10 protein-coding genes are annotated in these 9682 nt (G+C 69.8%); 3 read left to right on the top strand and 7 right to left on the bottom strand.

Going from position 1 to position 9682, the window contains the following annotated elements:
• From AC1DOC_RS07425 to gtdA, 7 genes are all read right to left on the bottom strand, one after another.
• On the bottom strand, positions 1-876 hold an 876-nt coding region (locus AC1DOC_RS07425; protein WP_478084417.1), incomplete at its 3' end, for an acyl-CoA thioesterase.
• A 99-nt stretch (positions 877-975) separates the two neighbouring features.
• A complete protein-coding gene (locus tag AC1DOC_RS07420) occupies positions 976-2337 on the bottom strand; it encodes an FAD-dependent oxidoreductase (RefSeq protein ID WP_478080619.1) in 1362 nt (453 codons plus the stop codon).
• Positions 2337-3314: a Bug family tripartite tricarboxylate transporter substrate binding protein gene (locus AC1DOC_RS07415; RefSeq protein WP_012745520.1), complete on the bottom strand. Its 978-nt coding sequence runs from the start codon at positions 3312-3314 to the stop codon at positions 2337-2339. Before AC1DOC_RS07415 ends, AC1DOC_RS07420 begins: the two co-directional genes overlap by 1 nt.
• A 47-nt stretch (positions 3315-3361) precedes the next feature.
• Positions 3362-4351 carry a Bug family tripartite tricarboxylate transporter substrate binding protein gene (locus AC1DOC_RS07410; protein ID WP_478081854.1) on the bottom strand — a complete coding sequence of 330 codons (990 nt, stop codon included), beginning with the start codon at positions 4349-4351 and terminating at the stop codon, positions 3362-3364.
• Between the two features lie 54 nt (positions 4352-4405).
• A complete protein-coding gene (locus AC1DOC_RS07405) occupies positions 4406-5689 on the bottom strand; it encodes a 3-hydroxybenzoate 6-monooxygenase (RefSeq protein WP_478081852.1) in 1284 nt (427 codons plus the stop codon).
• Between the two features lie 25 nt (positions 5690-5714).
• Positions 5715-6419 (bottom strand): fumarylacetoacetate hydrolase family protein, encoded by a 705-nt coding sequence (locus AC1DOC_RS07400; RefSeq protein WP_436298726.1) that lies wholly within the window; start codon positions 6417-6419, stop codon positions 5715-5717.
• A 79-nt stretch (positions 6420-6498) separates the two neighbouring features.
• The gene (gene gtdA, locus AC1DOC_RS07395) at positions 6499-7587 is read right to left on the bottom strand and encodes a gentisate 1,2-dioxygenase (protein WP_478129603.1); all 1089 of its coding nucleotides are present in this window, start codon (positions 7585-7587) and stop codon (positions 6499-6501) included.
• Positions 7588-7728: 141 nt separating this feature from the next.
• Here gtdA and AC1DOC_RS07390 point away from each other — a divergent pair, with 141 nt between their 5' ends.
• From AC1DOC_RS07390 to AC1DOC_RS07380, 3 genes are all read left to right on the top strand, one after another.
• On the top strand, positions 7729-8628 hold the full coding sequence (locus AC1DOC_RS07390; protein WP_369664037.1) for a LysR family transcriptional regulator: 900 nt from the start codon (positions 7729-7731) through the stop codon (positions 8626-8628).
• Between the two features lie 94 nt (positions 8629-8722).
• Entirely contained in the window at positions 8723-9172 is a 450-nt protein-coding gene (locus AC1DOC_RS07385; RefSeq protein ID WP_436034926.1) for an acyl-CoA thioesterase, read from the top strand.
• An 85-nt stretch (positions 9173-9257) separates the two neighbouring features.
• A partial coding sequence (locus AC1DOC_RS07380; protein WP_478129602.1) for a phasin family protein occupies positions 9258-9682 on the top strand: 425 nt, incomplete at its 3' end.

Below are 9682 nucleotides of genomic sequence, written 5' to 3'. Positions count from 1 at the left end.
GCGCCTCACGCGCAGCATCCCCTCTTGTGCCGTAGAAGCCACCAGCCGCCCGTCGCGCGTGAACAGGCTGCCGCGGCACAGGCCGCGCGCGCCGCTGGCGCTTGGTGAATCGAGCACGTAGAGCAGCCAGTCGTCCATGCGGAAATCGCGGTGGAACCACATCGCGTGGTCGAGGCTCGCGGGGCGCACCTGGCCGCTCATGAAGCTCAGGCCGTGCGGCAGCATCGCGGCGCGCAGCAGGCCGTGGTCGGAGGCGTAGGCCAGCAGCGCGCGGTGCACCACCGGGTCGTCCGGCAGCGGCGCGATGGCGCGCATCCAGATCGCGCTTTCGGACGAGCGCACCGCCGGCGCCAGCAGGTCGTCGGCCTCGACGCCGCGGTATTCGATGCCGTGCGGCTCCAGGCCCTTGATGCGCCAGCGTTCGGGCAGGCGATCGCCGAGCGCGAGGCGCTGGTCGAGTTCGCTCGCGAGGCCCTCGGGGCCCTCCACTGCGGGCATGGCGAACTGGTGCTCGACGCCGTCGTCCACCGTCTGGAACGAGGCCGACATCTCGAAGATGATGCGCTCCTGCTGGCGCGCCACCACGTGCCGCGTGGTGAAGCTGCGGCCGTCGCGCACGCGGTCCACGCTGTATTCGATGGGCGCATGCTCGCCCGGCAGCAGGAAGTAGGCGTGCATCGAATGCACAGGCCGGTCGGCGCCCACCGTGAGGCTCGCGGCCGCGAGCGACTGGCCGAGCACCTGGCCGCCGAACACGGCGGGCGTGCCGATGTCTTCGCTCTGGGCCAGGAATTTGTCGCCTCCGAGCGGCTCGAGCTGCATGAGCGCGACGAGTTCGGCGACAAGGCGGGCGGCGGTGGCGGGATCGGTGGTCATCGGAGGAGGAAGAGCGTCAATGCGAAGGAAGCAATCCCAGACCATAGCAAAGGCCGCGCCCGCGGGCTGTCGCGGGGCGGTCAGTGCTTCGCCGGCGGCTCAGCGGTCGAGATCGGCGCCGTCGGCGGCCAGCTTCTTCTGGAGCGCCGGCACGTCGACCTCGGCGAACTTCGCGCTGGCACCCAGCGAAGCCGCGGCCGTGCCTGCCGCCTGCCCCATCACGAAGCAGCCACCGCTCGCGCGCGCGGCCGACTGGCCTTCGTGCGTCATGGCAGCGCAGCGGCCGGCCACCAGCAGGTTGTCGACGGTGCGCGGCACCAGCATGCGCCAGGGCAGCTGGTTGTAGGTGCGGCTCTCGTCGCGCGGAAAGGCCCATTCGATGCGGCCGTCGGCATGCATCTCCATGGGCCAGGCGTTGATGCCGATGCTGTCGTCGAAGCTGGCCGACGACAGGATGTCCTCGCCCGTGAGCGCATAGAGGCCTTCGATGCGGCGCGTTTCGCGGATGCCGACCTGCGGCGCGATCTCGACGATGGCCGAGTGCGCGAAGCCCGGCACCTCGGCCTTCATGAACCTGAAGTACTCGGCAATCTGACGCCGGCCTTCGAGCTCGCCTTCGGTGAGTTCGCGCGCATCGACGCCGTTCATCGCGCGGCCGGCCGCATTGCGGATCTGCGTGACGTTGGCGCGCCACTCGCGCGGGTCGATGTTGGGCCGCAGGATCGCGCCTTCGCGCGGAAACCGGTAGGCGCCAGGCTTCTGTGCCTGCACCTGCGCCATCAGGTCGTTGATGGCCTTGAATTCGCCGACGGCCGCGAGTGCCGGCTGCGCATCGACCTGGCCGACGCGGAACATGGTGGTCGGGAACAGGCCGCTGCCGTGGCCGTCGCCCACTTCGAAGGGCACGCCCGCAAAGGCCGCCACGTCGGCGTCGCCGCTGGCATCGACAAAAGCGTTGGCGCGGATCGCCTGCCGGCCCGACTTGGTCTCGACCACCAGCGCCGCGATGCGCTCGCCCTCGCGCACCACCGCGGCGGCCCAGGCGTGGAACAGCAGCTTCACGCCCGCGTCGAGCAGCAGCTGGTCGGCCGCGATCTTGTAGGCCGAGGTGTCGTAGGAGCGCACGCGGATGCGGCCCTGCATGCCGTCCTGCGGCGTGTTGAGGCCGCCCAGCGCATCGATGCGCGCGAGCAGGTCGTCGGCCACGCCGCGCACCAGCAGCGTCATCTCGCCGTTGCGCTTGCCGTAGAGGCCCGCGAAGTTGGTCACCCCGCCCGCGGTGCCCATGCCGCCGAGGAAGCCGTAGCGCTCCACCAGCAAGGTGTTGGCGCCATGGCGCGCCGCGCTCACGGCGGCGGCAATGCCGGCGGGGCCGCCGCCGACCACCACCACGTCGTATTCGCCGAACACCGGCAGCTCGCGCGCCGGTTCGCTCAGGGTCTTGTGCTGGACGGCAGCCATCACTGGATCTTGATGCCGCGGGCCGAGATGATGCGGGTCATGATCGCCGCCTCTTCCTTCACGCGCAGGCGCATGCCGTCGGGCGAGGTGCCCACCGCCTGCCAGCCCTGGTCGAAGAGCTTCTGGCGCACTTCGGGCTGCTTCATGATGACTTCGATCTCGCGGCTGATGCGCGCCTGCGCGGTCTTCGAGAGGTTGGCCGGGCCGAGCAGCGCCACCCACACCTCGAGGTTGAAGTCGCGCACGCCGGCGTCGGCCAGCGGCGGCAGCTCGGGCACCAGCGCGCTGCGGCCGCCCGTGAGGCCGATCGCCTTGAGCTTGCCGGCGCGCACCTGCGGCATGGCCACGCCCGGCGGGATGAGGCCCATCTGCACCTGGTCGCCGAGCATCGCGGTCACGACCTGCGGGTTGCCCTGGTAGGGCACGTGCTCGGGGTTGAAGCCGGCCACGCGGCTCTTGAGCAGTTCCATGCCCAGGTGCCCGACCGAGCCCACGCCCACCGAGCCGTAGTTCCACTTGTCGCCGCCCTTGCGCGCCGCGTCGAAGAAGGCGGTGCCCGAGGGCAGGTTGTTCTGCGCCACCAGCACCAGCGGGGCCGTGGCAATCAGCGAGAGGTAGGTGAAATCCTTGGCCGGGTCATAGGGCAGCCGCGGATACAGCATCTTCGACGAGGTGAGATTGCCGTTGATCACGATGCCCAGCGTGTGGTCGTCGGTGGCCTTGGCCACCATGTCGGCGGCGATGTTGCCCGAGGCGCCGGGCTTGTTGTCCACCACCACCGGCTGGCCGAGCGCCTTGGCGAGCGGCTCGGCGATGGTGCGGGCGGCGATGTCGGGCGTGGAGCCGCCCGGAAAACCCACGAGCAGGCGGATGGGCTTGGTCGGCCAGGCATTGCTCTGTGCGCTGGCCGCGAGCGGCAGCGCGGCGGCGGCGGCCAGGCCGCAGGCGATCAGGAGGGCTCTCTTGGTGGCGTGCATGGAAAGTGAAAAGGAAATGTGAAAAAACGTAATGGTAATGAGGGCCGCTAGTCGAGGCTGATGTTGCCGCGGCGCACCAGCTCGCCATAGACCTTGGACTTGGCCTCGGCGTTGCGCTCGATCTCCTCGGGCGACCAGGCCAGCGGCTCGAAGGCGAAGGTGTCGAAGCGCGCGCGGATCTCGGGGTCGGCAATGACCTTGGCCACGTCGGCGTTGATCTTGGCCTTGACCGCCGCCGGCACGCCCTTGGGCGCGAGCAGCGAGACAAAGGAGTTGACCTCCAGCGAAGCCGGYCCGCCCGCCTCGGCCATGGTCGGCACGTCGGGCATCTGCGGAATGCGCCTGGGCGCGGCAATGGCCAGGTAGCGCAGCTTGCCGGCCTTGTAGATGCCCTGGCTCGACGGAATGCTGGCAAAGCTCCATGGCACTTCGCCCGTGCCCACGTTGGAGAACAGCTGCGACACCTCGCGGAACGGCGCGTGCCGCATGCGGATGCCGGTGAGCGCCTCCAGCTGCTGCGCGCCCAGGTGGCCCGGGCTGCCCACGCCCCAGGAGCCGTAGACGATGGCGTCGGGGCTGGCCTTGGCGGCCGCGATCAGGTCGCTCATGTTCTTCCACTTCGACTCGCTCGACACCGCCACGAAGAAGGGCGTGCGGAACAGCGAGGCCACGGGGTCGAAGTGCTGCAGCGTCACGAAGTTGCGCGACTTGTACAGGTGCGGCAGCGCCGCGATGTGCTCGCTGTCCAGCTGCAGCAGCGTGTAGCCGTCGGGCGCCGCGCGGCGCGCCTGGTCGATCGCGATGAAGCCGCCGCCGCCCGGCCGGTTGTCGATCAGCACGCGCTGGTTCCACAGCCGCGAGAGCTTGTCGGACACCAGCCGCAGCACCGCGTCGGGCCCGCTGCCGGCCGCGAAGGGCGTGACCAGCGTGACCGGCTTGTTCGGATAGTCGCCGGCCTGCGCCAGGGCGCCGGTGGCGGCGGCCAGCGACGCCAGGGCCAGGATGCCCGCCCGCAATGCGCGTGGTGAAAAAGTCATGTTGTCTCCTGGGCCTGCGGCCTCGAATAGTGATGATGAAAGAAACCCGTCCGCTCAGTGCGGCGAAAGCACGGCCGCCGCCTCGGCGCCGGGCACCGCGGCGGAGCGCAGCAGCGGCTGCGGCGCGTCGTCCAGGCAATGCTCGGGCCGCCAGGCATAGAGCCACTCGACCGCATCGTAGAAGCGTTCGGGCGTGCGGCCCACCCAGAGGCTGTTGCGCACCAGCCGCTCCACGCCCTTGGCGTGATAGAGCCGGCCCATCTCGCGCACCGACAGCACCACGCGGGCGGTGCGCGGAATGCGCGCGGCCTCGTAGAGCTTGAAGGCGGCCGGCATGTCGAAATCGCAGGCCTGCACCGCGGCGCCCAGCGTGACCGCGTCCTCCAGCGCCATGCAGGCGCCCTGCGCGAGGTACTGCATCATCGGATGCGCGGCGTCGCCCAGCAGCGTGGCCGGGCCGTCGCTCCAGCGCGCCACCGGATCGCGGTCGGCCGTGCTCCAGCGCCGCCACGAGCTGGGCCGGTCGAGCAGCTGGCGCGGGCGCGCATGCACGCCCTCGAAGTAGGACAGCACTTCTTCCTTGCTGCCCTCGGAAACGCCCCACTCTTCCTGCTCGCGGCTGTGGAAGGTGACGACGAGGTTGTATTGCTCGCCATGGCGCAGCGGGTAGTGCACCAGGTGGCAATTGGGGCCGGCCCAGACCACGGGCGCATTCCAGCGCAGGTCGGCCGGCATGTCGGCCACCGGCACCACCGCGCGGTACACCACGTGGCCCGAGACGCGCGCCTCGTCGCCCACGAGCCTGGCGCGCACCACGGACTTGACGCCGTCGCAGCCCACGATCGCATCGGCCTTGAAGTGCCGGCCGTCGCGCGTGGTGACGACCACGCCCTTCGCGCCGCCTGCGCCGATGTCGAGCGACTCGACCTGCGCCGAGGTGTGGAAGCGGATCAGCGGATGCCGCTTCACGGCCTCGTGGATGGCGCCGTGCAGGTCGGCGCGGTGGCTCACCGCATAGGGGTTCTTGAAGCGCGCGCGGAAGGCTTCGCCCACGGGCACCGAGGCCACCTCGCCGCAGTCGACCGCATCCATCATCACGAGCCGGTCGGTGAAGACCGAGCTGCGGCGCACCGCCTCGCCCACGCCGAGCGCATCGAGCGCCGCGAAGGCGTTGGGGCCGAGCTGCAGGCCGGCGCCGATCTCGCCGATGGTGGCGCTCTGCTCGAGCAGGTCGATGGAAACGCCGAGCCGCGCAAGCGCCAGCGCGGCCGCCATGCCGCCGATGCCGCCGCCGACGAGCAGCACGGTGGGGGGATTCTTCGGGAGAGATGTGCTCATCGCGGGGCCTCTGCGCTGCGCCTGCTCAGTCGATTCGCACGGTGAGCGAAGGCAGCTTGTCGATGCTCACCTTGAGCGTCTGGCCGGGCTTTACCGCGCCCACGCCTTCGGGCGTGCCGGTGAAGATCAGGTCGCCGGGCTGCAGCGTGAAGAGCGTCGAGAGATTGGCGATCACTTCGTTGACCGACCAGATCAGGTGCGTGATGTCGCTGTTCTGGCGCACCTGGCCGTCGACCTCGAGCCGGATGGCGCCGGCGTTGATCTCGCCCACCTCGGCCAGCGTGCGCAACGGTGCGATGGGCGCCGAGAAATCGAAGGCCTTGCCGATTTCCCACGGCCGGCCGGCTTCGCGCATCTTCATCTGCAGGTCGCGCCGCGTCATGTCCAGGCCCACGGCGTAGCTGTGGATGTGGCTGGCCGCCTGCTCCACCGCAATGTCCTTGCCGCCCTTGCCGATGGCCACCACGAGCTCGGCTTCGTAGTGGTAGTTGCTCGTGAGCGGCGGATAGGGAATGGCGCCGGTCTCGCCTTCGGCCACCGGCACCACCGAGGCGTCGTCATTGGGCTTGCAGAAGAAGAACGGCGGCTCGCGGTCGGGATCGAAGCCCATCTCGCGCGCATGCGCCGCGTAGTTGCGGCCCACGCAGTAGACCCGGCGCACCGGGAACAGCTCGCTCGAGCCCGCAATGGGCAGGCCGACGATGGAAGGAGGCGTGAAGACGAAGGACATGTGGGCTCCTGCCGCGCGCGGCGGCACAGGGTCAAGACAACAAGAGAAGAAAGAAAGAAAGAAAAAATGCGGACGGTTTTCAGGCGTCTTCGTCGAGAAAGGCTTCGCGCAGGATGCCCATGGCCTGCTGCACGGGACGGTCCGAAAAGCTGAAGAGCACCACCTCCTCGCCGGGCGCCGAAAGGCGCAGCGGCGCCCACGAAGGCACCACGAAGGTGTCGCGCGGGCCGAACTCGAAGCGCTGGCCCGCGATCTCGGCGATGCCGCGGCCTTCGACCACGCTGTAGACGGTGCCGTCGGTGGCGCGGTGCGCCTTGCCCGCGAAGCCCCGGGGCAGCAGCTGCAGCTGGGTGCCGATGGTGGGCATCGGCGCGCCGCCCGTCAGCGGGTTGATGTAGCGCAGCTTGTGGCCCAGCCAGGCATCGGGCGCTTCCTGCTTCTGCAGCAGGGCCAGCGCCTCGCGGCTGCGGGCATAGGGGTAGTTGAAGATCGGCGAGGTGGGCGATGCGTGGTCGTGGCGCACCGGCACCATGTTGTGGCCGAAGCGCGCGAGGCTGTTGCCCTCCGGGCGCGCCACGTGCTGCACCTTGGCGTCGTCGTTCTCGGCAAAGCCGGCGTCGAAGAAGCGCAGCATCGGAATGTCGAGCCCGTCGAGCCAGACCACCGGCTCCACGGTGCCGCCGACGCCCYCGTTGCCGTGGTCGTGCCAGGCCCAGGACGGCGTGATGATGAAGTCGCCCGGGTACATGGTGGTGCGCTCGCCGCCCACCGTGGTGTAGGCGCCCTTGCCGTCGACGATGAAGCGCAGCGCCGACTGCACGTGGCGGTGCGAGGGCGCCACCTCGCCCGGCATGATGAGCTGCAGGCCCGCGTAGATCGACTGCGTGATCGACGAGTTGCCGGGCAGCGCCGGGTTCTCGAGCACGAGCACGCGGCGCACCGCTTCCTCGGCGGTGATGAGCGCGGCCGATTCCATCAGCAGCGGGCGGATCTCGTCGTAGCGCCAGAGCGCCGGCACGCAGGGCGTGGCGGGCTCGCGCGGCACCAGCGCATGCAGCGACTCCCACAGCGGCGTGAGGTGCAGCGGGCGGATGCGCTCGTAATAGCCGCGGCGTTCCGCGGCATTGGCGGGCGCCGGGGCGGCGGGTTTCTGGGCGGTGGGGTTCATGGGCAGCGGTTCCGGCCGTCGTGCGGCGGTTGTCTCCGGGGGAACGCTGATCTTCCGCCGGCACTACTATTGGCGCAATGGGGCCGTGGCGATAGGCCCGATCTTGTTTCTTGATAGTGGTCGCTGCAAAGGAGATGTTCCATGGCCCAGCTCGATCTCGAATGGCTGCTGGTGTTCGACGAGGTCTACAAGACGGCCAACGTGTCGAGCGCGGCCGAGCGGCTCGGCCTTTCGCAGTCGGCGGCCAGCACCGCGCTGGCGCGGCTGCGCACGCATTTCGGCGACAAGCTGTTCGTGCGCACCTCGCGCGGCATGGAGCCCACGCCCTATGCGCGGCAGATCCAGCCGCTGGTGCTCGACATCCTCGACCGGCTCAACCGGGCCAAGGGCGGGCGCGCGAGCTTCGAGCCCGCGAGCGCGGCGCGCAGCTTCCGCATCTGCATGACCGACATCAGCGAGGTGGTGCTGCTGCCCGGCCTGCTCGACCACCTGCGGCGCACCGCGCCCGGCGTGCGCATCGAGACCGAGATCATCTCCACCGAGAGCGGACGCCGGCTCGAGGACGGCGCGGTGGACCTGGCGGTGGGCTTCATGCCGCAGCTGGACGCGGGCTTCTACCAGCAGACGCTCTTCATGCAGAACTTCGTCTGCCTGGCCGCGCGCAACCATCCGCGCATCGGCGAGCGGCTCACGCGCAAGCGCTTCGAGAGCGAGGCGCATGCGGTGGTGGCCTCGTCGGGCACCGGCCACGCCATCGTCGACAAGACCATCGCGCGGCTGGGGCTCCGGCGCAACGTGGTGGCCAGCCTGTCGAGCTTCCTGAGCGTGGCGCGCATCGTGGCGCACACCGAGCTGATCGTGATCGTGCCCAGCATCCTCGGCAAGGTGCTGGCCACGCAGGAGCCGGTGAAGCTGCTGGAGCCGCCCTTCGAGCTGCCGGCCTACGCCGTCAAGCAGCACTGGCACGAGCGCTTCCATGCGGACGCCGGCAACGCCTGGCTGCGGCGCACGCTGGCGGAGCTGTTCGGCGGCGGCGGCTGAGCGTGCGTGCCGCGCCGACCGGCGGCGCGCACCGCGGTGGGCGCTCGCTCGCATAATCGGAACCCCATCCACGGCCCACACAAAAAGGCGGCGCATGTCCTCCATCACCCTTCGATTCCTGGCCGAGCCCAGCACCGTCAACTTCGGCGGAAAGGTCCACGGCGGCACCGTCATGAAATGGATCGACGAGGCCGGCTACGCCTGCGCGACCAGCTGGGCCAAGCGCTACTGCGTGACGGCGTTCATCGGCAGCATCCGCTTTCACCATCCGATCATGATCGGCGACCTGGTCGAGGTCGAGGCCCGGCTGGCCTACACCGGCACCACCAGCATGAACATCTCGGTCGAGGTGCGCAGCGGCGACATGAAGGGCGGCACCATGGACAAGACCACCGAGTGCCTGATCGTCTTCGTCTCGGTCGATTCGCACGGCCGGCCGCTGCCGGTGCAGCCCTATGTGCCGGGCACGCCGGGCGAAATGGCGCTGGCCGAACGGGCGAAAACCCATTTGGACGCCAGCCGCGCCGCGGGAGCCACGGTTTAGCCCCTGGCCATAGATACAAAGCTCTAAAAACGAGCGGGCCGAGCGGCTAGAGTCGCTCGTTGGTTTCACAGGAACATTTCGCACCATGGCTACCCAGGACGACGACGGCAACAAGGGCTCCGACCGCATCAAGGACTCGGCCCAGCAGATCTGGCTGGCCGGGCTTGGCGCCTTCGCCAAGATGCAGCAGGAAGGCAGCAAGGCCTTCGAGGCGCTGGTGAAGGACGGCGCCGGCCTGCAGAAGAAGACCCAGCAGGCTGCCGAAGAGACCCTTGCGCAGGCGCAGACGCGCATGGCCGGCTTTGCGAACGAGTTCGGCACCAAGGCCGCGGGCCAATGGGGCAAGCTCGAGAACATCTTCGAAGAGCGCGTGGCGCGCGCGCTCGAAAAGCTGGGCGTGCCCTCGGCCGCCGAGCACGCCGCGCTGCAGGCCCGCGTGGCCGCGCTCGAGGCCGAGCTGCAGCGCCGCCCGGGCAGCGCTCGAGGCCGAGCTGCAGCGCCGCCCGGGCA

The sequence above is a fragment of the Variovorax sp. 01T439_2 genome (assembly GCF_056398445.1).
This window is presented reverse-complemented; position numbering and strand designations above follow the sequence as displayed.

What these genes read in the sequence shown, in the direction of transcription:
- AC1DOC_RS07420 (WP_478080619.1), bottom strand. Translation starts at nt 2,337, where the DNA reads ATGGCTGCCGTCCAGCACAAGACCCTGAGCGAACCGGCGCGCGAGCTG.
- AC1DOC_RS07400 (WP_436298726.1), bottom strand. Translation starts at nt 6,419, where the DNA reads ATGTCCTTCGTCTTCACGCCTCCTTCCATCGTCGGCCTGCCCATTGCG.
- AC1DOC_RS07390 (WP_369664037.1), top strand. Translation starts at nt 7,729, where the DNA reads ATGGCCCAGCTCGATCTCGAATGGCTGCTGGTGTTCGACGAGGTCTAC.
- AC1DOC_RS07405 (WP_478081852.1), bottom strand. Translation starts at nt 5,689, where the DNA reads ATGAGCACATCTCTCCCGAAGAATCCCCCCACCGTGCTGCTCGTCGGC.
- AC1DOC_RS07415 (WP_012745520.1), bottom strand. Translation starts at nt 3,314, where the DNA reads ATGCACGCCACCAAGAGAGCCCTCCTGATCGCCTGCGGCCTGGCCGCC.
- AC1DOC_RS07385 (WP_436034926.1), top strand. Translation starts at nt 8,723, where the DNA reads ATGTCCTCCATCACCCTTCGATTCCTGGCCGAGCCCAGCACCGTCAAC.